We start from the raw sequence: 23453 nt of genomic DNA on the forward strand, positions 1-23453 counted from the left end.
TAACTCTTCTTGAGGAGAAAGAAATGGAAGTCAACATAAAAGATCTTCATCCGAGTCAACTATACTTATCAGAAGAGAAATTACAAGATATCCAGATGCTTTATCAATCGGTAGAAAAGCACAATATCAATCCAATCAGTGTTCTTGCATTTGGAGATTATTTGTTGATTACAGATGGGCATCACAGGGCTTATCAGGCTTTGTTGGTAGGCCAGGATACAATTTCTGCTGAGTGGGATAGAGATGGAGGTGATGAACTCTATCATCTTTATGCGCAAGCTTGTGAGAAAAGAAAGATATACTCTGTTCTGGATTTAAAAAATCAAATCTTACCTCAAGATGAGTATGAGGCAAAGTGGTATAACTGGTGTGATGGTTTTAATCAAGCAGCGGAGCTAGTATTAGGATTAGAAAATGATGACAAAAATCATTCAGATAGATGATTCCTTGCGTCTAGTTCCCTATTTTTTAGCAGATCATCATGATGCAGCTTTGGCCTGGTATCAAGATGTGGATTTGGTGGAACTTGTAGACGGTATTAGAATACCTTATAGTCCGGAAAAATTAAATGCCATGTATTCCTATTTAGAAAGACACGGGGATTTGTTCTGGATTGAGTTTCGAGAAAAAGGAGAGTGGCTTCCAATTGGGGATGTAACCTTATCTCAGGAAAACCTTCCTATTGTGATTGGCAATCCAATTTATCAACATCAAGGACTTGGACGCAAGGTTTTGAAGGCTTTGATTGATCTAGCTCGGCAAAAGGGTTGGAAACAATTGAACGTTCAAGAAATCTATACTTTCAATCGTACCTCTATAAGATGTTTTGAGTCTCTTGGATTTGTGGAAAGAGGCGCTACTGAAAAGGGCTTGAGTTTTGTACTGACTTTGAGCGAATGAATTCACTCCATCGTGGTAGAAGATTTTGAAGATTAATTGCACCAAAAAAGTGTAACATAAAGAAATGTCAAAAATAAAAATTTCTCTTGCATTTTTTTTAAAATAGTGTATAATAGATGGGTATGTGTAAAGCATACTTGTGGGAGGTAAAAATCTCTAAATTACCGCCAAAACCACAAAGGAGGATTTAAAAATGGCTAAAAAAGTCGAAAAACTTGTAAAATTGCAAATCCCTGCTGGTAAAGCTACACCAGCTCCACCAGTTGGACCTGCTCTTGGTCAAGCTGGTATCAACATCATGGGATTCACAAAAGAGTTCAACGCTCGTACTGCTGACCAAGCTGGTATGATCATTCCAGTTGTTATTTCAGTATACGAAGACAAATCATTTACTTTCGTTACAAAAACACCACCAGCTGCTGTTCTTTTGAAAAAAGCTGCAGGTGTTGAAAAAGGATCAGGTACACCTAACAAAACTAAGGTTGCTACAGTTACTCGTGCACAAGTACAAGAAATTGCAGAAACTAAAATGCCAGATTTGAACGCTGCAAACATTGAGTCTGCAATGCGTATGATCGAAGGTACTGCTCGTTCTATGGGATTCACTGTTGTTGACTAATCAATAACATCCCTATATAACCCGCAAGACTTCATCATTTCGAGAAGTGACGTGGGAGATGAAAATCGATTGAACCACTTACAAGGAGAATAGAAAATGGCTAAAAAAAGCAAACAACTTCGTGCTGCTCTTGAGAAGATCGACAGCACAAAAGCATACAGCGTAGAAGAAGCTGTAGCTCTTGCAAAAGAAACTAACTTTGCAAAATTTGATGCAACTGTAGAAGTTGCTTACAACTTGAACATTGACGTTAAAAAAGCTGACCAACAAATCCGTGGAGCAATGGTATTGCCAAACGGTACTGGTAAAACAGCTCGCGTTCTTGTATTTGCACGTGGTGCAAAAGCTGAAGAAGCAAAAGCTGCTGGTGCAGACTTCGTTGGTGAAGATGACCTTGTTGCTAAAATCAACGACGGTTGGTTGGACTTCGACGTAGTTATCGCTACACCTGACATGATGGCTCTTGTTGGACGTCTTGGACGTGTCCTTGGACCTCGTAACTTGATGCCAAACCCTAAAACTGGTACTGTAACAATGGATGTTGCTAAAGCAGTTGAAGAGTCTAAAGGTGGTAAAATCACTTACCGTGCTGACCGTGCAGGTATCGTACAAGCTATCATCGGTAAAGTTTCATTTGAAGCTGACAAGTTAGTAGAAAACTTCAAAGCATTCAACGAAACAATCCAAAAAGCTAAACCAGCTACTGCTAAAGGAACTTACGTAACAAGCTTGACAATCACAACTACTCAAGGTGTTGGTATCAAGGTTGACGTTAACTCACTTTAATTAGTAATGATTTAACATGAAAGGTTGAAGACAAATTTGTCTCAACCTTTTTTCTATTAAAAAAATAAAAATACGTATAAACTTTCTAATCTATTTGATATTGTAAAGTATCTAGATAGAAAATTCAGAAAATTTGCTCTTTTCTCTTGAAAATTTTTGAAAAAATGGTATGATAGTAACAAGCTATTTTTAAGAGAAGAGAAAGGGGAACGATGGAGAAAATCATTTTAGACTCACCTAAGACGGGATCGGATCTTGTTTTGGAAACACTTCGCGACTTAGGAATCGACACGATTTTTGGTTATCCTGGTGGAGCAGTACTTCCTTTATATGATGCTATTTATAATTTTAAGGGAATCCGCCATATTCTAGGTCGCCATGAGCAGGGCTGTCTTCACGAAGCTGAAGGTTATGCTAAGTCAACAGGAAAACTGGGTGTTGCAGTCGTCACAAGCGGACCAGGAGCTACAAATGCCATTACAGGGATCGCAGATGCTATGAGCGATAGTGTTCCCCTTTTGGTCTTCACAGGACAAGTTGCAAGAGCGGGAATCGGTAAGGATGCTTTTCAAGAAGCTGATATCGTTGGTATCACCATGCCAATCACTAAGTACAATTATCAGGTTCGAGAAACTGCGGATATTCCGCGAATTATTACAGAAGCTGTGCATATTGCGACTACAGGTCGTCCAGGGCCAGTCGTCATTGACCTACCAAAAGATGTTTCTGCGCTTGAGACAGACTTCGTATACTCTCCAGAGATAGATTTACCAAGTTATCAGCCAACACTTGAGCCAAATGATATGCAAATCAAGAAAATCTTGAAGCAATTGTCTAAGGCTAAAAAACCAGTCTTGCTAGCTGGGGGTGGGATTAGTTACGCTGAGGCTGCGGCAGAGTTAAATGAATTTGCAGAGCGTTATCAAATTCCAGTTGTGACAAGTCTTTTGGGACAGGGAACAATTGCAACTAGCCATCCACTGTTTTTGGGAATGGGCGGAATGCATGGTTCCTTTGCAGCAAATATTGCCATGACTGAGGCTGATTTCATGATTTCTATTGGTTGCCGCTTTGATGACCGTTTGACTGGAAATCCTAAAACCTTTGCTAAGAATGCAAAAGTAGCGCATATTGATATCGATCCAGCAGAGATTGGTAAGATTATCGCTGTTGATATCCCGGTTGTTGGAGATGCTAAAAAGGCCTTGCAGCAGTTACTAGCTGAGCCAATCGTTCGTAACAATACTGAAAAATGGATTGAAAAAGTTACCAAAGATAAGAATCGTGTTCGTTCTTATGATAAGAAAGAACGTGTGGTTCAACCTCAAGCAGTTATTGAACGCGTCGGTGAGTTGACCAATGGCGATGCCATTGTTGTAACAGACGTTGGACAACACCAAATGTGGACGGCTCAATACTATCCTTACCAAAACGAGCGACAACTCGTAACATCAGGTGGTCTAGGAACCATGGGATTCGGAGTTCCAGCAGCTATTGGTGCTAAGATTGCTAATCCAGATAAAGAAGTTGTTCTCTTTGTCGGAGATGGCGGTTTCCAGATGACTAATCAGGAATTGGCAATCTTAAATATTTACAAGATTCCAATCAAGGTCATCATGCTTAATAACCATTCACTCGGGATGGTTCGCCAGTGGCAAGAAGCCTTCTATGATGGTCGAACTTCAGAGTCGGTCTTTGATAGCCTTCCAGATTTCCAATTGATGGCTCAAGCCTATGGAATTAAGAATTATAAGTTTGATAATCCTGAAACTCTTGAGAAGGATTTGGAAGTCATCATGGAAGATGAACCAATGTTTATTGAAGTAGACATTTCTCGGAAAGAACATGTTTTACCGATGGTACCAGCTGGTAAGAGTAATCATGAGATGTTGGGGGTGAAGTTTAATGCGTAGAATGTTAACAGCCAAACTTCAAAACCGTTCAGGTGTTCTCAATCGCTTCACAGGAGTCTTATCGAGACGTCAAGTCAATATCGAAAGCATTTCTGTTGGCGCAACCGAAAATCCAAATGTGTCACGGATTACCATTATCATCGATGTTGCCTCACATGACGAGGTGGAGCAAATCATCAAACAACTGAATCGTCAGATTGATGTAATTCGTATTCGTGATATTACGGATCAGCCCCACTTAGAACGAGAAGTAATTCTTATAAAGGTTTCAGCGCCTGCTGAAAAACGTGCAGAAATTTTGGCTATTATCCAACCTTTCCGTGCAACAGTAGTCGATGTAGCTCCAAGTTCCATTACCATTCAGATGACTGGGAATGCAGAAAAGAGTGAAGCTTTGATTCGAGTCATTCGACCTTACGGTATCAAGAATATCGCTCGTACGGGTGCAACTGGATTTACCCGCGACTAATACTCTTCGTAAATCTCTTCAAACTACGTTAGCGTCGCTTTGCCGTAGGTATATGTTACTGACTTCGTCAGTCTTATTTACAACCTCAAAGCAGTGCTTTGAGCAACCTGCAGCTAGCTTCCTAGTTTGCTCTTTGATTTTCATTGAGTAAAAGAATCCAACTTAAATTTGTTAAACCAGCCTAACAGGCAATAAAAATAGAAAAGAGAGAAAAAACTATGGCAGTTCAAATGGAATACGAAAAAGATGTAAAAGTAGCAGCACTTGACGGTAAAAAAATCGCCGTTATTGGTTATGGTTCACAAGGACATGCGCACGCTCAAAACTTGCGTGATTCAGGTCGCGATGTGATCATCGGTGTACGTCCAGGTAAATCTTTCGATAAAGCAAAAGAAGATGGTTTTGACACTTACACAGTAGCAGAAGCAACTAAATTGGCTGATGTTATCATGATCTTGGCACCAGATGAAATCCAACAAGAATTGTACGAAGCAGAAATTGCTCCAAACTTGGAAGCTGGAAATGCTGTTGGATTTGCACATGGTTTCAACATTCACTTCGAATTCATCAAAGTTCCTGCAGATGTTGATGTCTTTATGTGTGCTCCTAAAGGACCAGGACACTTGGTACGTCGTACTTACGAAGAAGGATTTGGTGTTCCAGCACTTTACGCTGTCTACCAAGATGCAACAGGAAATGCCAAAAACATCGCTATGGACTGGTGTAAAGGTGTTGGTGCAGCGCGTGTAGGTCTTCTTGAAACAACATACAAAGAAGAAACTGAAGAAGATTTGTTTGGTGAACAAGCAGTACTTTGTGGTGGTTTGACTGCCCTTATTGAAGCTGGTTTTGAAGTCTTGACAGAAGCTGGTTATGCTCCAGAATTGGCTTACTTTGAAGTTCTTCACGAAATGAAATTGATCGTTGACTTGATCTACGAAGGTGGATTTAAGAAAATGCGTCAATCAATTTCAAACACTGCTGAGTATGGTGACTATGTTTCAGGTCCACGTGTAATCACTGAACAAGTCAAAGAAAACATGAAAGCAGTTCTTGCGGACATCCAAAATGGTAAATTCGCCAACGACTTTGTAAATGACTACAAAGCTGGACGTCCAAAATTGACTGCCTACCGTGAACAAGCAGCTAACCTTGAAATTGAAAAAGTTGGTGCAGAATTGCGTAAAGCAATGCCATTTGTCGGTAAAAACGACGATGATGCATTCAAGATCTACAACTAATTTTTAAGAATATAAACAGAAGGCGAGTTGGGGGGAACCTAACTCGCTTTTTATCTTGAAAACTCATCTAGGAGGAGATTATGCTAAGTGCAAAAGATGTGGTGAAAGCCCACAAGGTTTTGAGTGGTGTAGTAGCCAATACACCACTTGACTACGATCATTATTTATCCGAAAAATACGGAGCGAAAATTTATCTTAAAAAGGAAAATGCTCAACGTGTCCGTTCTTTTAAAATTCGTGGAGCTTATTACGCTATCTCGCAATTGACAAAAGAGGAACGTGAACGTGGTGTAGTGTGTGCTTCAGCGGGAAATCACGCTCAAGGAGTTGCCTACACATGTAATGAGATGAAGATCCCTGCAACAATCTTTATGCCAATTACGACACCTCAACAGAAAATTGGTCAGGTCCGTTTCTTTGGAGGAGATTTTGTGACTATCAAATTAGTAGGGGATACTTTTGATGCTTCAGCCAAGGCTGCTCAAGACTTTACTGTAGCTGAAAATCGTACTTTTATTGACCCCTTCGATGATCCCTATGTTCAAGCTGGCCAGGGTACGGTAGCCTATGAAATTTTAGAAGAAGCTCGTAAAGAATCTATTGAATTTGATACTGTCTTGGTACCAGTTGGAGGTGGAGGCCTCATTTCAGGTGTTTCTACTTATATTAAAGAAACTAATCCAGCAATTGAAGTGATTGGTGTTGAAGCAAATGGTGCTCGTTCTATGAAGGCTGCCTTTGAAGCTGGGGGACCGGTTAAACTTAAAGAAATTGATAAATTTGCGGATGGGATTGCAGTACAAAAAGTAGGGCAGTTGACCTATGAAGCAACACGAAAAAATGTTGAAACTCTTATCGGTGTAGATGAAGGATTGATTTCTGAGACCTTAATTGATCTTTATTCTAAACAAGGGATTGTAGCTGAGCCTGCGGGTGCTGCTAGTATTGCAGCCTTGGAAGTATTATCCGATTATATTAAGGGCAAGACCATTTGTTGTATCATTTCTGGAGGGAATAATGACATCAACCGTATGCCAGAGATGGAAGAACGTGCCTTGATTTATGATGGTATCAAGCATTACTTTGTAGTGAATTTCCCACAACGTCCGGGAGCACTTCGAGAGTTTGTAAATGATATCTTAGGACCTCATGATGATATTACTCGTTTTGAATATATCAAACGAGCTAGCAAGGGAACTGGTCCAGTATTGATAGGGGTTGCACTTGCTGATAAGCACGATTATGCGGGATTGATTCACCGGATGGAGAAATTTGACCCATCTTATATTAACTTGAATGGGAATGAGACCCTATATAATATGCTTGTTTAATATGCTATGAAATTTTTATCATATCATTTGCCTAACCTATTTACAAGTGCTATAATGTAAATGAAGAAAGGGGGAGATTCCCATGGTTTTAAAAGTTATACTTGTTCTAATTATTCTAATGCTTATTGTAGGAGCTATACTAATGAGCTCAATCTATGTTGTTCGACAACAATCAGTAGCTATCATTGAACGATTTGGTAAGTATCAAAAGTTGAGCAATAGTGGTATTCACCTAAGAGCACCATTTGGGATTGATAAAATTGCAGCTCGTGTACAACTGCGTCTCTTGCAAAGTGAAATCGTTGTGGAAACCAAGACTCAAGATAACGTATTTGTGACGATGAATGTTGCAACACAGTACCGAGTAAATGAACAAAATGTTACAGATGCTTACTATAAACTAATGAGACCTGAGGCTCAAATCAAATCTTACATTGAAGATGCATTGCGCTCATCAGTTCCTAAGTTAACTTTGGATGAATTGTTTGAGAAAAAGGATGAAATTGCATTAGAAGTTCAAAAACAAGTAGCGGAAGAAATGTCAACGTATGGGTACATTATCGTCAAAACGCTCATTACCAAAGTAGAGCCGGATGCGGAAGTCAAGCAATCGATGAATGAAATCAATGCTGCTCAACGTAAGAGAGTAGCAGCACAAGAATTGGCCGAAGCAGATAAAATTAAGATCGTAACAGCGGCCGAAGCAGAGGCAGAAAAGGATCGCCTACATGGTGTGGGGATCGCAGAGCAACGAAAAGCAATTGTTGATGGACTTGCTGATTCTATTAAAGAGTTAAAAGGAGCCAATGTTGAATTAACTGAAGAGCAAATCATGTCAATCTTGTTAACTAACCAGTATTTAGATACATTGAATAATTTTGCAGAAAAACAAGGTAATAATACAATTTTCTTACCAGCAAATCCTAACGGAGTTGAAGATATACGAACCCATATATTATCGGCTTTAAAAGCCAAGTAAACCAAATCTTAACGTCTTATTTGATTGGATATATGTTTTTTTATTGACAAATGCCATAAAAACGTATACAATTAAATATCGTAAAGAATAAAATAGGAGAAAAACATGGCTAAGACTAACTTTGAAAAAGTAGAATCAGTTGTTAGCTGGGTTCGTGATAAGAAGATCACTGGTTATCGTATTTCTAAAGAAACGAATGCACGTGAAATGTCTATCATTGCTCTAGCTCAAGGACGTGCAAAAGTTAAAAATATTTCCTTTGAAACAGCCCTTGGATTAATTGATTTCTATGAAAAAAATCATGAAAAATTTGAAGATTAATCTTTGGATACAAGCAGACTCTAATTAGGGTCTGCTTTTATTTATGGAATGGAGAAATAGCCATGCTATGACCTACTCAACAAATCTATTTGTTAGGATGAGCTAGGTTGACAGGAGAGGAGTGATCTCATACTCTTCGAAAATCAAATTCAAACCACGTCAGCGTCCCCTTGCCGTACTCAAGTACAGCCTGCGGCTAGCTTCCTAGTTTGCTCTTTGATTTTCATTGAGTATCACTCATGAAAATCAAATAAAAGATTAGGAATATAGCTACAAGCAATACTTGCTCAGAAAGCAGAAGATGGCATCGAAGATATAAAAATAGGTCGGAATAAAAAACTCCGACCTTGATTTTTATGTTCATGAGCCTTTGACTCAATGTTGATTGGGGATTGAAAAGGAATACAACTCTTAGTTTAAGAGGTTTATCCAACCGCTTTTATCTTATCCTAAATAGCGTTGTAAAAATTCTCTTGTACGTTCCTCTTTAGGATTTGTAAATAAATCTTCAGGTTTGCCTTCTTCTGCAATCACACCTTTGTCCATAAAGATGACACGGTGTGATACGTCACGAGCAAATTCCATTTCGTGGGTTACAACGATCATTGTCAAGCCTTCTTGAGCTAGTTCTTGCATGATTTTTAGAACTTCACCGACCATTTCAGGGTCAAGGGCTGAAGTAGGCTCGTCAAAGAGAATGGCATCAGGATTCATAGAAAGCGCGCGAGCAATGGCTACACGTTGCTTTTGACCACCAGAAAGTTGTTTTGGTTTAGCTTGCCAGTAGCGCTCTCCCATTCCAACCTTTTCAAGGTTTTCTTTAGCAATTTTCTCTGCTTCTGATCGTTCACGTTTGAGAACGGTTGTCTGTGCAACAATCGTATTTTCAAGAACGTTGAGATTTTCAAAGAGGTTAAAGGATTGGAAAACCATGCCTAGTTTTTCACGATAGTGAGTGAGGTTATACCCTTTTTCAAGTACGTTTTCACCGTGATAAAGGATCTCACCATCAGTTGGTGTTTCGAGAAGGTTGATAGAACGTAGGAAGGTTGATTTACCACTACCGGAACTACCGATGATAGAAATCACTTCTCCTTTATGAATAGTGAGAGAGATGTCTTTTAAGACCTCGTTTTGCCCGTAGGATTTTTTGAGGTGTTTGATTTCAAGGATTGGTTGACTCATTATTTCAAATCCTCCGTTTGCATTTGGTTAGCACCTGTCGTGTAGGTATCCATATCCATACGTTTTTCGATGAAGCGTAGGATACGCGTTACTGTGAAGGTGAGGACAAAGTAGATAACTGCGATGATGGTAAAGGTTTGGAAGTACTGGTAGGTTTGTGTTGCTACTGTATTTCCTGAGAAGTAAAGTTCTACAACAGAGATAACGTTCAATACAGAAGTATCCTTGATGTTGATGACGAACTCATTACCAGTCGCTGGTAGAATATTTCGAACAACTTGAGGCAAAACAATCTTACGCATGGTCTGGTTATGAGTCATGCCAAGTGCAGTTGCCGCTTCAAATTGTCCCTTATCAACAGCTAGGATACCACCACGGACGATTTCAGTCATGTAGGCACCAGTGTTGATCGAAACGATAAAGATAGCAGCTAGCGTACGGTCTAGATTGATTCCGAAAGCTTGAGCAGTTCCATAGTAGATAACCATAGATTGTACAATCATAGGTGTCCCACGGAAAATTTCAATATAGATATTGAGAATCCAACCGATTAGTTTTTGGATGCCGAAAATAAATTGATTTTCTGATAGAGGTGCTGTACGGAAGACACCGATAGCAAGACCGATAGCGAGACCAACGATGGTACCGATAATTGAAATGAGAAGTGTAATACCAGCACCACGCAAGAGTTGTTGCCAGTTTTCAGTCAGAATTTTAGCGACTTGGCCAAAGAAATTACTGTTGCTTTCCTCTGTCGTTGTAGATTCTGCTGGTTGCTCTTTGATCATACGATCCATGAGCGCAACTTGTTCATCTTTAGAAATGGTTTCAATACTGGCATTGATTTGGCTGATACGGTTATCATCTTTACGAAGTCCAATAGCGATAGATGTATCTTCTTCACCAGTTTTAAAACCAGGTTCAGGCTGAATCATTTTGAACTTAGCGTTTGCTGATTCGGCAGTTAGGGCTTCAGGACGTTCAGAAACATAGGCATCAATGACACCAGCTTCAAGAGCTTGACGCATTTGGGCGAAATCTCCCATGGCAGTTTCCTTCTGAGCGCCTGAGATTTGTGAAATCAAATCATAAAGGTAAACACCTTGTTGAGAAGTGATTTTTGCTCCGCTAAAGTCCTCTAGTGATTTGGCGTTTGCATAGGCAGAATCTTTTTTGACCAAAAGTACTGGTTCGCTAGTATAGTAGCTGCTTGAAAATGCAATTTCTTGTTTGCGTTCAGCAGTTGGGCTCATACCTGCAATGATCATATCAATCTTACCAGAAGTAAGGGCTGGAACAAGTCCTTCCCACTTGGTTTTAACAACCAAGGGCTCTTTGCCTAGGTCCTTAGCAATTTTTTTAGCTATTTGGACGTCGTAACCATTAGCATATTGGTTGGTTCCATCGATTTTGACAGCGCCGTTACTGTCGTCATCTTGAGTCCAGTTAAAGGGTGCGTAGGCTGCCTCCATACCGATGCGTAAATATTCATCGGCTTGGACCTGGCTAACTAGTCCTAAAGTAAGGGCCAGGCTAGCAAGGATAGTTAAGCATAATTTTTTCATGTTTTCTCCTATTTCTAGTCTAAAATTGCTTCTCTCTATTGTATCGAAAATTAGCAAGTTTTTCAATCCTAGTAAACCCTTACTTGGAAAAAAATGATATAATGAGAAAAAGGTCAAAAGAGGCTATATTATGAAAAAAAGATGGTTAATAGTACTTATATTTACATGTCTGATAATTGTTCCCAAACTGGTTTTTGCCGTGGATTTCAGCATTCCATCCTATAAAGGAGAACTGTATATTCATGCAGATAATACAGCGGAATTTAGGCAGAAGATAGTTTACCAGTTTGAGGATGATTTTAATGGCCAAATAGTGGGACTTGGTCGTGCAGGCAAGATGCCTAGCGGGTTTGAAATTGATCCTCATCCAAAGGTTGAGGCATCGAAAAATGGTGCTAAACTGACAGATGTTACTAGCGAAGTGACAGAAGAAAAGAATGGTTATACTGTTAAAGTCTATAATCCAGGTCAGGAAGGGGACAGGGTCGAAGTGGAACTTACCTGGCAATTGAAAAATCTTCTTTTCTTATATCATGATATCGCTGAATTAAATTGGCAACCCTTAACAGATAGTTCAGAATCTATTGAAAAGTTTGAGTTTCATGTGAGGGGAGATAAGGGGGCTGAAAAACTCTTTTTCCACACAGGTCAACTTTATAGAGAGGGAAGTATTGAACAGAGTGGTCATGACTATACTATTCGCTTAGACAATCTTCCGTCTAAGCGCGGAGTTGAGTTGCATGCCTACTGGCCTCGAACTGATTTTGCTAGCGCTACAGATCAGGGCTTAAAAGGGAATCGTTTAGAAGAGTTTAATAAGATAGAAGACTCGATTGTTAGAGAAAAAGAGCAGAGTAAACAACTCGTTACTTGGGTGTTTCCTTCAATACTTTCCATCTCCTTGTTATTGAGTATCTGCTTCTATTTTATTTATAGAAGAAAAACCACTCCTTCAGTCAAATATGCCAAAAATCATCGTCTCTATGAACCGCCGATGGAATTAGAGCCTATGGTTTTATCAGAGGCTGTCTACTCGACCTCCTTAGAGGAAGTGAGTCCTCTAACCAAAGGAGCAGGAAAATTCACCTTTGACCAACTTATTCAAGCTACCTTGTTAGATGTGATAGACCGTGGGAATGTCTCTATTATTTCAGAAGGAGACGCAGTTGGCTTGAGGCTGGTAAAAGAAGATGGTTTGTCAAGCTTTGAGAAAGACTGCCTAAATCTGACCTTTTCAGGTAAAAAAGAAGTTGCTGTTTCCAATTTGTTTGCAGATTATAAGGTTTCTGAGAACCTTTACCGTGGAGCGAAAGCTACTGATGAAAAACGGATTCAAACAAAAGGCCGTAAACTCAAATATTCTTTTGAAAGAGCATTGAAAGAGATGCAAGACGGAGTAAGAAATCGAGTTTCCTTCTGGGGGCTCCCAGATTATTATCGCCCCTTGACTAGCGGGGAAAAGGTCTTGCAAGTGAGCATGGCTGTTTCTACTATTTTCCCACTAATCATCGGATTTGGTTTGTTCTTGTATAGTTTGGACGTTCATGGCTATCTTTACCTCCCCTTGCCAATACTTGGTTTTCTAGGTTTAGTTTTGGCTGTTTTCTATTATTGGAAGCTTCGACTAGATAATCGTGATGGTGTCCTAAATGAAGCAGGAGCAGAAGTCTACTATCTCTGGACCAGTTTTGAAAATATGTTGCGTGAGATTGCACGACTGGATCAGGCTGAATTGGAAAGTATTGTTGTTTGGAATCGTCTATTAGTTTATGCAACTTTGTTTGGATATGCTGACAAGGTTAGCCATTTGATGAAGGTTCACCAGATCCAAGTTGAAAATCCAGATATCAATCTCTATGTAGCCTATGGCTGGCATAGCATGTTTTATCATTCAACAGCGCAAATGAGCCATTATGCCAGTGTCGCAAATACGGCAAGTACTTACTCAGTATCTTCTAGTAGTGGAAGTTCTGGTGGTGGATTTTCTGGCGGCGGTGGTGGCGGCAGCATCGGTGCCTTTTAAAGAAAACTAAACACAGCTTATAAAAGTATGATATAATGGAGGATAGAAAAAGGAGTTATCTATGTATCTTATTGAAATTTTAAAATCTATCTTTTTTGGTATTGTTGAAGGAATCACGGAATGGTTGCCGATTTCAAGCACTGGTCACCTGATCCTAGCGGAAGAATTTGTCCAATATAAAGACCAAAGTGAAGCCTTTATGTCTATGTTTAACGTGGTTATTCAACTTGGTGCAATCTTAGCCGTTATGGTTATCTACTTTAACAAACTTAATCCTTTCAAACCAGGGAAAGATAAAGTTCAAGTTCGTAGAACTTGGCAATTATGGTCGAAAGTATTTGTTGCGACTTTACCTCTTCTCCTTGTCTTTAAGTTTGATGATTGGTTTGACACTCACTTCCATAATATGGTTTCAGTAGCCATTATGTTGATTGTTTATGGGGTTGCCTTTATCTATCTTGAAAAACGTAACAAAGCGCAAGCGATTGAGCCAACAGTCACAGAGCTAGACAAGTTGCCTTATAAAACGGCCCTCTATATCGGACTTTTCCAAGTCTTGGCTCTTTTACCTGGGACTAGCCGTTCGGGTGCCACTATCGTTGGTGGTTTGTTAAATGGAACTAGTCGTTCGGTGGTAACTGAGTTTACCTTCTATCTAGGAATTCCAGTTATGTTTGGAGCTAGTGCTTTGAAGATTTTTAAATTCATCAAAGCGGGAGAAGTCTTGAGTTTTGGTCAATTCTTCTTGCTCTTGGTAGCAATGGTAGTGGCTTTTGCAGTCAGCATGGTTGCCATTCGTTTCTTGACCAGCTATGTAAAAAAACACGACTTTACAATGTTTGGAAAATACCGTATTGTCCTAGGTAGTGTCTTACTACTTTATAGCTTCGTTCGATTATTTGTATAAGAAAAAAGCCTTGAGGGAAGCTGCTTCCTTCAAGGTTTTAAAATCCAGTCACAGTGACACCCAATAAGCGAACGTCTTTATCTTTATCTGTCAGAGATTCGTAAAGTTGGATAGCTATTTGTGAAATAGTTTCAGCATCTTGGATCTTTTGAGATAAGCTTTTCCGCTTAGTCATTGTAGAAAAGTCAGCATAGCGGATTTTTAAAATAACAATCTTTCCAGATTTTTCATTTTTTTGAAGACTCAGGGCAACTTTTTCCGAAAGGAGAGTTAGCTCTTTTTTGATATCCTCTTCTAGATTGAGAATTTTACTATAAGTTTTTTCTTTTCCAATAGATTTACGAATGCGATTGGATTTGACGGGAGAATTATCAATGCCACGAGCCTTGCGATACAGGTCAAAACCGAGTCGACCAAAACGATCAATGAGACTAATTTCAGAAATTTTTAAAAGATCAGCACCTGTAAATACCCCCATTTGATGCAATTTCTCAACTGTTTTCTTACCTACACCGTGGAATTTAGCGATATCCATTTGTTTGAGAAAATCTTCAGCTTCATCAGGGAGAATAACTGTCAGACCTTGAGGTTTTTGGTAATCGCTGGCTATTTTAGCTAAGAATTTATTATAAGACACACCAGCAGAAGCGGTCAGATGAAGTTCTTGCCAAATATCTTGTTGGATTAGTCGAGCGATTTTAACAGCGGACTTGATGTCGAGTTTGTTTTCAGTCACGTCTAGATAAGCTTCATCGATACTCATAGGCTCGATATTATCCGTATAACGTTTGAAAATAGCTCGAATCTGTTGACCGACAGCAGTATATTTTTCGTAGTTTCCAGAAATGAAAACAGCTTGAGGGCAACGTTCATAGGCTTCTTTAGAACTCATAGCTGAGTGGATGCCAAAGACTCGCGCTTCATAACTACAGGTAGAAACAACTCCTCGACCACCAGTTTTTCTAGGATCACTACCAATCACAACTGGCTTCCCTTTAAGATTGGGATTGTCTCGAATTTCAACAGCAGCAAAAAAGGCATCCATGTCAATATGGATGATTTTACGAGATAAATCATTCATTAGTGGGAAAATCAACATGAAGAAACCTCTCAGTGCTAGTTTGTTTAATTTTATTATACTCTTTTTCTGAAAAAATGAAAACCAAGTAATTCTTTTCAAAAATATAATACAGTTTTATTTATTTTTGAAACTGTATTAGAAAAGAAAGTGCTAAAAAAGAGATTTTCTACTTGTTGAAATCGTTTACTGTATGTTATACTGAGTACATGAATGTAACAGATGACTGTTACTAGAAAGAAAAAAGAGGACATTAACATGGTTGTTAAGACAGTTGTTGAAGCACAAGACATTTTTGACAAAGCCTGGGAAGGCTTTAAAGGTGTTGACTGGAAAGAAAAAGCAAGTGTGTCTCGTTTCGTTCAAGCAAACTACACACCTTATGATGGAGATGAAAGCTTCCTTGCAGGACCAACAGAACGTTCACTTCACATCAAAAAAATCGTAGAAGAAACTAAAGCACATTACGAAGAAACTCGTTTCCCAATGGACACTCGTCCAACATCTATCGCTGATATCCCTGCAGGATTCATCGACAAAGAAAACGAAGTTATCTTTGGTATCCAAAATGACGAACTCTTCAAATTGAACTTCATGCCAAAAGGTGGTATCCGTATGGCTGAAACTACTTTGAAAGAAAATGGATACGAGCCAGACCCAGCTGTTCACGAAATTTTCACTAAATACGTAACAACTGTTAACGACGGTATCTTCCGTGCTTACACTTCAAACATCCGTCGTGCTCGCCACGCTCACACTGTAACTGGTCTTCCAGATGCATACTCACGCGGACGTATCATCGGTGTTTACGCACGTCTTGCTCTTTACGGTGCAGACTACTTGATGCAAGAAAAAGTAAACGACTGGAATGCAATCGAAGAAATCGATGAAGAAACAATCCGTCTTCGTGAAGAAATCAACCTTCAATATCAAGCATTGCAACAAGTTGTACGCTTGGGTGATCTTTACGGAGTTGATGTTCGTAAACCAGCGATGAACGTTAAAGAAGCTATCCAATGGGTAAACATTGCCTTCATGGCTGTCTGCCGTGTTATCAACGGTGCGGCTACATCTCTTGGACGTGTACCAATCGTATTGGATATCTTTGCAGAACGTGACCTTGCTCGTGGTACATTTACTGAATCAGAAATCCAAGAGTTTGTTGATGATTTCGTTATGAAACTTCGTACAGTTAAATTTGCTCGTACAAAAGCTTACGACCAATTGTACTCAGGTGACCCAACCTTCATCACAACTTCTATGGCTGGTATGGGTAACGACGGTCGTCACCGTGTTACTAAGATGGACTACCGTTTCTTGAACACTCTTGACAACATCGGTAACTCTCCAGAACCAAACTTGACAGTTCTTTGGACTGACAAATTGCCATACAACTTCCGTCGCTACTGTATGCACATGAGCCACAAACACTCTTCAATCCAATACGAAGGTGTAACAACAATGGCTAAAGATGGATATGGTGAAATGAGCTGTATCTCATGTTGTGTATCTCCACTTGACCCAGAAAACGAAGAACAACGTCACAACATCCAGTACTTCGGTGCTCGCGTTAACGTTCTTAAAGCTCTTCTTACTGGTTTGAACGGTGGTTACGACGATGTTCATAAAGACTACAAAGTATTTGATATCGAACCAATCCGTGACGAAGTTCTTGAATTCGAATCAGTTAAAGCTAACTTTGAAAAATCTCTTGACTGGTTGACTGACACTTACGTAGATGCTTTGAACATCATCCACTACATGACTGATAAGTACAACTACGAAGCTGTTCAAATGGCTTTCTTGCCAACTAAACAACGTGCTAACATGGGATTCGGTATCTGTGGATTCGCTAACACTGTTGACACATTGTCAGCTATCAAATACGCTACAGTTAAACCAATCCGTGATGAAAATGGCTACATCTACGATTACGAAACAATCGGTGAATACCCACGTTGGGGTGAAGATGACCCACGTTCAAACGAATTGGCAGAATGGTTGATCGAAGCTTACACAACTCGTCTACGTAGCCACAAACTTTACAAGAATGCAGAAGCTACAGTTTCACTTTTGACAATCACATCTAACGTTGCTTACTCTAAACAAACTGGTAACTCACCAGTCCACAAAGGTGTATACCTCAACGAAGATGGTTCAGTGAACTTGTCTAAACTTGAATTCTTCTCACCAGGTGCTAACCCATCTAACAAAGCTAAAGGTGGATGGTTGCAAAACTTGAACTCACTTGCTAGCCTTGACTTTGGTTACGCAGCTGATGGTATCTCATTGACAACTCAAGTTTCACCTCGTGCTCTTGGTAAGACTCGTGACGAACAAGTTGATAACTTGGTAACAATCCTTGATGGTTACTTCGAAAACGGTGGACAACACGTTAACTTGAACGTTATGGACTTGAACGATGTTTACGAAAAGATCATGTCAGGTGAAGACGTAATCGTACGTATCTCAGGATACTGTGTAAATACTAAGTACCTCACTCCAGAACAAAAAACTGAATTGACACAACGTGTCTTCCACGAAGTTCTTTCAATGGATGATGCATTGAGCTAAGATTCATAAATAGTAAATAAAAACCAGTCATTTTGACTGGTTTTTTGGTATAAAAAAATATTTAAAAAAAGTTGGTCAAAATTGGTCAAATATCTTGACTAATACTGACCAAAGTGATATACTAAGGACATAAGGATAAGGAAATCCTTAGAAAACCTTGATTTTAAGGTGATTGTGTAATTTATCTTAAGGTCAAAGTATGGGTAAAACCTAGAAAAGAGGTACAACCTATGAATAACATTAGTATTTTTAGAAATCCAATTACAAAATCTGTATTGGATAAAGAGAAACCAGAAATTATACGTAGAGTAGCAAAGTGCTAGTCTAAAATTTTTAAAACAAAGGTCAGAAAAAGTCAAATTATTTTGACTAACTAATTTTTAAATTAAACGAGGTATAAAATATGAATAACAACTTTAATAACTTTAACAATATGGATGATTTGTTTAACCAATTGATGGGCGGTATGCGTGGATATAGTTCTGAAAATCGTCGTTACTTGATTAACGGTCGTGAAGTAACACCTGAAGAATTTGCTATTTATCGTCAAACAGGTCAACTGCCAAGTGAAGGAAGTGACCAAGCTCAGTATGTTCAAGGTAAAGCTATGAAACAAGATGGTATTCTTGCAAAACTTGGACGTAACTTAACAGCAGAAGCTCGTGAAGGTAAGTTGGATCCAGTTATTGGACGTAATAAGGAGATTCAAGAAACTTCTGAAATCCTTTCTCGTCGTACAAAGAATAACCCAGTTCTAGTCGGTGATGCTGGTGTTGGTAAAACGGCAGTAGTAGAAGGTCTTGCCCAAGCTATCGTGAATGGTGATGTTCCAGCAGCAATCAAGAACAAAGAAATCATTTCAATTGATATTTCTGGACTTGAAGCTGGTACTCAATATCGTGGTAGCTTTGAAGAAAACATTCAAAACTTGGTAAACGAGGTTAAAGAAGCTGGAAATATTATCCTCTTCTTCGATGAAATCCACCAAATCCTTGGTGCAGGTAGCACAGGGGATGGTCAAGGATCTAAAGGTCTTGCTGATATTTTGAAACCAGCTCTTTCACGTGGTGAATTGACAGTGATTGGGGCAACAACTCAAGATGAATATCGCAACACTATTTTGAAAAATGCTGCTCTTGCTCGTCGTTTCAACGAAGTAAAAGTTAATGCACCATCTGCTGAAGATACTTTCAAGATTCTCCAAGGGATTCGTGATCTTTATCAACAACACCACAATGTTATCTTGCCAGATGAAGTATTGAAAGCTGCTGTTGATTATTCTGTTCAATATATTCCACAACGTAGCTTGCCAGATAAGGCTATCGACTTGGTCGATGTGACAGCTGCTCACTTGGCAGCACAACACCCAGTGACAGATGTACATGCTGTGGAACATGAAATTGAAGAAGAAAAAGCTAAACAAGAAGCTGCAGCTGCTAAAGAAGATTACGAAGCAGCCCTTAATGCAAAAATTCGTATCGAAGAACTTGAAAAGAAAATTGCCAACCATACAGAAGATCATAAGGTTACAGCGACTGTTAATGATGTTGCTGAGTCTGTAGAACGTATGACAGGTATCCCTGTTTCACAAATGGGTGCAACTGATATCGAACGTTTGAAAGATATGGGTCACCGTTTGCAAACTAAGGTTATTGGTCAAGATAAGGCTGTTGAAGCAGTAGCACGTGCCATCCGTCGGAACCGTGCAGGCTTTGACGAAGGGAATCGTCCAATCGGTAGCTTCCTCTTTGTAGGTCCTACTGGTGTTGGGAAGACTGAGTTGGCTAAACAATTGGCTCTTGATATGTTTGGAACTAAGGATGCTATCATCCGTTTGGATATGTCAGAATACAGCGACCGCACAGCCGTTTCTAAATTGATTGGTACAACAGCCGGTTATGTTGGTTACGATGATAACAACAACACTTTGACTGAACGTGTTCGTCGGAATCCATACTCAATCGTCCTTCTTGATGAAATTGAAAAGGCTGATCCTCAAGTGATTACTCTTCTTCTTCAAGTATTGGATGATGGTCGTTTGACAGACGGTCAAGGTAACACTGTAAACTTTAAAAATACAGTGATTATCGCAACTTCAAATGCTGGCTTTGGTTATGAAGCGAACCTGACAGAAGATGCGGATAAACCAGAATTGATGGATCGTTTGAAACCTTACTTCCGTCCAGAATTCTTGAATCGCTTTAACGCTGTGATTGAGTTCTCACACTTGAGCAAGGAAGATCTTTCTAAGATTGTAGATTTGATGTTGGTTGATGTCAATAAGACACTTGCTAAGAAAGAGATCGACTTGGCAGTGAGTGATGCAGCCAAAGAATATATGACCGAAGAAGGTTATGATGAAGTCATGGGTGTTCGTCCACTCCGTCGTGTAGTTGAACAACAAATTCGTGACAAAGTCACAGACTTCCACTTGGATAATCTTGATTCTAAACACCTTGAAGCCGATATGGAAGATGGTGTCTTGGTCATTCGTGAGAAAGCCTAAATTAAAATTTTGAGTGTAAAAAAAGGACCAGTTGAAAAAACTGGTTCTTTTGTGTTAGATGACATGGCGTTCAAAGGCATCATCCGAGATTCCTTGTTGGAGAATCAATTTAGCCCATTCCTTAGCTGAAAATAGGCTGTGGTCCTTGTAGTTCCCGCAAGATTCAATGGTAGTTCCTGGGACATCTTCCCAAGTTGTTGTTTCTGCGATTTCCTTTAGCGAATCCTTGATGACAGCAGCGATTTCTGCGCTAGTATGACGTCCCCACATAATCATATGGAAACCTGTACGACAACCAAATGGTGAACAATCAATCATACCGTCAATGCGAGTACGAATGAGTTTAGCCAAGAGGTGTTCAATCGTATGAAGTCCAGCAGTAGGGATAGAGTCCTCATTTGGTTGAACCAAGCGGATATCAAAATTAGAAATGATATCTCCCTTAGGACCTGTTTCTTCTCCGATTAAACGGACATAAGGGGCTTTTACAATCGTATGGTCAAGTTCAAAACTTTCAACAATAACTTCTTTTGACATGGTATTTCCTTTCAATTTTCTCTTTTCATTATATCATAAAGATTTGCTTGAAAACTGCTAATCAAGAGATTTTTCAAATATGAATGTCATAAAAGAGTCTGACTGTAAAAAATAATTTTAAAATGGCAATTGTTTTCAATTCAATTGGAAAAATTCTGAAAATTGTATTGACACTTGGCTGAAAAGGGACTATAATGTATAAAAAGTCAAAAAGGAGTTTATTATGAAATTTTCAAAAGTAATGGCCCTAGCAGGAGTGACTCTGTTAGCGTCAGGTGTTTTGGCAGCTTGTTCAGGCTCAGGCTCTAGTGCAAAAGGTGAGAAAACTTTTTCTTATGTTTATGAAACAGATCCAGACAGCCTCAACTATCTGACAACTGGTAAGGCTGCGGTTGCTAATATCACAAGTAATGTCGTTGATGGTTTGATGGAGAATGACCGCTACGGTAACTTCGTGCCATCTTTGGCAGAAGATTGGTCAGTGTCTAAAGACGGGTTGACTTACACTTACACAATCCGTAAAGATGCTAAGTGGTACACTTCTGAAGGCGAAGAGTATGCACCAGTTAAAGCGCAAGACTTTGTAACAGGTCTTAAGTATGCGGCTGACAATAAGTCAGAAGCCCTTTATCTTGTTCAAGAATCTATTAAAGGTTTGGATGCTTATGTAAAAGGTGAAGTTAAAGATTTCTCAGAAGTTGGAATTAAGGCTGTAGATGATCAAACAGTTCAATACACTTTGAACAAACCAGAAAGCTTCTGGAACTCTAAGACAACCATGGGAATTCTTGCACCAGTCAATGAAGAATTTCTTACTTCTAAAGGAAGTGACTTTGCTAAAGCAACAGATCCAAGCAGTATCCTTTATAATGGTCCTTTCTTGTTGAAATCATTGGTAGCAAAATCTTCAGTAGAATTCGAAAAGAATCCAAACTACTGGGATAAGGACAATGTTCATATTGATAAAGTAAAACTTTCATTCTGGGATGGTCAAGATAATAACAAACTTGCAGAAACCTTTAAAGATGGTGGTTTCTCAATGGCTCGTCTCTTCCCAACAAGTGGAAGCTACTCTGAACTTGAAAAAGAGTTTAAAGACAATATCGTTTATACACCACAAGATTCTTCAACCTTCTTAGTTGGTACAAATATTGACCGTCAGTCTTACAAATATACTTCTAAGACTACAGACGAGCAAAAGACTTCAACTAAGAAAGCTCTCCTTAACAAAGACTTCCGTCAAGCCATCGCCTTTGGTTTTGATAGAACAGCCTATGCTTCTCAAGTTAATGGAGCAAGCGGAGCAACAAAACTTCTTCGTAACTTGTTCGTACCACCAACATTTGTTCAAGCAGATGGTAAAAACTTTGGTGAATTAGTTAAAGAAAAATTAGTAACCTATGGTGATGAGTGGAAAGATGTCAATCTAGATGACGCTCAAGATGGTCTTTACAATCCTGAAAAAGCGAAAGCAGAATTTGCTAAGGCTAAGACAGCTCTCCAAGCAGAGGGTGTTCAATTCCCAATCCACTTGGATATGCCAGTTGACCAAACGAATACTACAAAAGTTCAACGTGTTCAATCATTGAAACAATCACTTGAAGCAACGTTAGGAACTGACAATGTTGTCATTGACATTCAACAACTTCAAAAAGATGAAGTCCTCAATGTTACTTACTTTGCTGAAACGGCTGCCGGTGAAGATTGGGACCTTTCAGATAACGTTGGTTGGTCTCCAGACTACATCGACCCATCTACATACCTTGATATCATCAAACCATCAGTAGGTGAAAATACTAAGACTTACCTAGGATTTGATTCAGGCACAAACAATGCAGCTGCCAAACAAGTTGGTTTGGAAGATTACGAAAAGATGGTTGTTGAAGCTGGAAATGAAGACACTGACGTTTCAAAACGTTATGATAAATATGCTGCTGCTCAAGCTTGGTTGACAGATAGTGCTTTGATTATTCCAACGACTTCTCAAACTGGACGACCAATGTTGTCTAAGATGGTGCCATTCACACTTCCATTTGCTTACTCAGGTAACAAGGGAACAAGTGAAGCCCTCTTGTACAAATACCTTGACCTTCAAGATAAGCCAGTAACTGCTGATGAATATCAAAAAGCTCAAGATAAATGGAAGAAAGAAAAAGAAGAATCTAATAAAAAAGCGCAAGAAGATCTTGCAAATCATGTCAAATAAGAAAAAAGAGGCCGGACAAAAAGTCTGGCCTTTTGATACCCTTCCTGAGACTTTAGTTTAGCATGTTGATTATTGGTTTAATCCCTGCATTGAAGTAGTAGATTAGACTTTCTAAGTCACGCCCCTGTTCATAGATAAACTACATAAAAATAAGGTATATTTTATCTATAATATTAAACAGTTTTCCCGACTATTTATCATGTGTTTGGGATAAGATTGCGATTGAGATATTTAACCTGTTCAGTTGTTTCTCTACATATAGTAAAATGAACCTAAAAAAGTACGTAGTGTGGTATAATCTTCTTATGGCATA

The 23453-nt window shown here is 39.2% G+C and carries 19 protein-coding genes; 15 read left to right on the forward strand and 4 right to left on the reverse strand.

Features of this window, described 5'->3' with window-relative positions:
* Positions 1-23: 23 nt before the first annotated feature.
* The 10 genes from HMPREF2837_RS06010 (at position 24) to HMPREF2837_RS06055 (ending at position 8559) form a co-directional block, all read left to right on the forward strand.
* Complete coding sequence (locus HMPREF2837_RS06010) at positions 24-443, forward strand: ParB N-terminal domain-containing protein (RefSeq protein ID WP_049549011.1); 420 nt, start codon at positions 24-26, stop codon at positions 441-443.
* Positions 418-900 (forward strand): GNAT family N-acetyltransferase, encoded by a 483-nt coding sequence (locus HMPREF2837_RS06015; protein ID WP_049549022.1) that lies wholly within the window; start codon positions 418-420, stop codon positions 898-900. Before HMPREF2837_RS06010 ends, HMPREF2837_RS06015 begins: the two co-directional genes overlap by 26 nt.
* Positions 901-1093: 193 nt before the next feature.
* Positions 1094-1519 (forward strand): 50S ribosomal protein L11, encoded by a 426-nt coding sequence (gene rplK, locus HMPREF2837_RS06020; RefSeq protein WP_001085808.1) that lies wholly within the window; start codon positions 1094-1096, stop codon positions 1517-1519.
* A 96-nt stretch (positions 1520-1615) separates the two neighbouring features.
* On the forward strand, positions 1616-2305 hold the full coding sequence (gene rplA / locus HMPREF2837_RS06025) for a 50S ribosomal protein L1 (protein ID WP_001085672.1): 690 nt from the start codon (positions 1616-1618) through the stop codon (positions 2303-2305).
* 212 nt (positions 2306-2517) lie between these two features.
* Positions 2518-4218 carry an acetolactate synthase large subunit gene (locus tag HMPREF2837_RS06030; RefSeq protein WP_049549012.1) on the forward strand — a complete coding sequence of 567 codons (1701 nt, stop codon included), beginning with the start codon at positions 2518-2520 and terminating at the stop codon, positions 4216-4218.
* Positions 4211-4687: an acetolactate synthase small subunit gene (gene ilvN / locus HMPREF2837_RS06035; protein ID WP_001253809.1), complete on the forward strand. Its 477-nt coding sequence runs from the start codon at positions 4211-4213 to the stop codon at positions 4685-4687. The genes HMPREF2837_RS06030 and ilvN overlap by 8 nt, the downstream gene beginning before the upstream one ends.
* Before the next feature lie 218 nt (positions 4688-4905).
* Positions 4906-5928, forward strand: a complete 1023-nt coding sequence (gene ilvC, locus HMPREF2837_RS06040; RefSeq protein ID WP_000290683.1) for a ketol-acid reductoisomerase — start codon at positions 4906-4908, stop codon at positions 5926-5928.
* Positions 5929-6008: 80 nt separating this feature from the next.
* The gene (gene ilvA, locus HMPREF2837_RS06045; protein ID WP_049549013.1) at positions 6009-7259 is read left to right on the forward strand and encodes a threonine ammonia-lyase IlvA; all 1251 of its coding nucleotides are present in this window, start codon (positions 6009-6011) and stop codon (positions 7257-7259) included.
* An 82-nt stretch (positions 7260-7341) separates the two neighbouring features.
* Positions 7342-8238 (forward strand): SPFH domain-containing protein, encoded by an 897-nt coding sequence (locus HMPREF2837_RS06050; protein WP_000243418.1) that lies wholly within the window; start codon positions 7342-7344, stop codon positions 8236-8238.
* Positions 8239-8343: 105 nt separating this feature from the next.
* Positions 8344-8559 (forward strand): capsule biosynthesis transcriptional regulator, encoded by a 216-nt coding sequence (locus HMPREF2837_RS06055; protein ID WP_001140700.1) that lies wholly within the window; start codon positions 8344-8346, stop codon positions 8557-8559.
* Positions 8560-9003: 444 nt separating this feature from the next.
* On the opposite strand, the gene HMPREF2837_RS06060 is transcribed toward HMPREF2837_RS06055, so the two are convergent.
* Both HMPREF2837_RS06060 and HMPREF2837_RS06065 read right to left on the reverse strand, forming a co-directional pair.
* The gene (locus HMPREF2837_RS06060) at positions 9004-9744 is read right to left on the reverse strand and encodes an amino acid ABC transporter ATP-binding protein (protein WP_049549014.1); all 741 of its coding nucleotides are present in this window, start codon (positions 9742-9744) and stop codon (positions 9004-9006) included.
* Positions 9744-11309, reverse strand: a complete 1566-nt coding sequence (locus HMPREF2837_RS06065) for an ABC transporter substrate-binding protein/permease (RefSeq protein WP_049527370.1) — start codon at positions 11307-11309, stop codon at positions 9744-9746. The genes HMPREF2837_RS06060 and HMPREF2837_RS06065 overlap by 1 nt, the downstream gene beginning before the upstream one ends.
* A 130-nt stretch (positions 11310-11439) precedes the next feature.
* On the opposite strand from HMPREF2837_RS06065, the gene HMPREF2837_RS06070 reads away from it, so the two are divergent.
* Both HMPREF2837_RS06070 and HMPREF2837_RS06075 read left to right on the forward strand, forming a co-directional pair.
* Positions 11440-13332, forward strand: a complete 1893-nt coding sequence (locus HMPREF2837_RS06070) for a DUF2207 domain-containing protein (protein ID WP_049549015.1) — start codon at positions 11440-11442, stop codon at positions 13330-13332.
* 61 nt (positions 13333-13393) lie between these two features.
* Positions 13394-14239 carry an undecaprenyl-diphosphate phosphatase gene (locus tag HMPREF2837_RS06075; protein WP_049549016.1) on the forward strand — a complete coding sequence of 282 codons (846 nt, stop codon included), beginning with the start codon at positions 13394-13396 and terminating at the stop codon, positions 14237-14239.
* 37 nt (positions 14240-14276) lie between these two features.
* Here the strand turns inward: HMPREF2837_RS06075 and dinB are convergent, their stop codons facing one another.
* Positions 14277-15338 carry a DNA polymerase IV gene (dinB, locus tag HMPREF2837_RS06080; protein ID WP_049549017.1) on the reverse strand — a complete coding sequence of 354 codons (1062 nt, stop codon included), beginning with the start codon at positions 15336-15338 and terminating at the stop codon, positions 14277-14279.
* Between the two features lie 237 nt (positions 15339-15575).
* Here dinB and pflB point away from each other — a divergent pair, with 237 nt between their 5' ends.
* On the forward strand, positions 15576-17891 hold the full coding sequence (gene pflB, locus HMPREF2837_RS06085) for a formate C-acetyltransferase (RefSeq protein ID WP_049549018.1): 2316 nt from the start codon (positions 15576-15578) through the stop codon (positions 17889-17891).
* A 403-nt stretch (positions 17892-18294) separates the two neighbouring features.
* Positions 18295-20397 carry an AAA family ATPase gene (locus HMPREF2837_RS06090; RefSeq protein ID WP_049549019.1) on the forward strand — a complete coding sequence of 701 codons (2103 nt, stop codon included), beginning with the start codon at positions 18295-18297 and terminating at the stop codon, positions 20395-20397.
* A gap of 54 nt (positions 20398-20451) precedes the next feature.
* Here HMPREF2837_RS06090 and HMPREF2837_RS06095 read toward each other — a convergent pair whose 3' ends face one another.
* Positions 20452-20934: an S-ribosylhomocysteine lyase gene (locus HMPREF2837_RS06095; protein ID WP_006151868.1), complete on the reverse strand. Its 483-nt coding sequence runs from the start codon at positions 20932-20934 to the stop codon at positions 20452-20454.
* Between the two features lie 223 nt (positions 20935-21157).
* Between HMPREF2837_RS06095 and HMPREF2837_RS06100 the strand changes: the two genes are divergently transcribed.
* A complete protein-coding gene (locus HMPREF2837_RS06100; protein WP_075230731.1) occupies positions 21158-23140 on the forward strand; it encodes a peptide ABC transporter substrate-binding protein in 1983 nt (660 codons plus the stop codon).
* Positions 23141-23453 lie beyond the last annotated feature (313 nt).

This window comes from Streptococcus sp. HMSC071D03 (assembly GCF_001812125.1).
Taxonomy (GTDB): Bacteria; Bacillota; Bacilli; order Lactobacillales; family Streptococcaceae; genus Streptococcus; species Streptococcus pseudopneumoniae_N.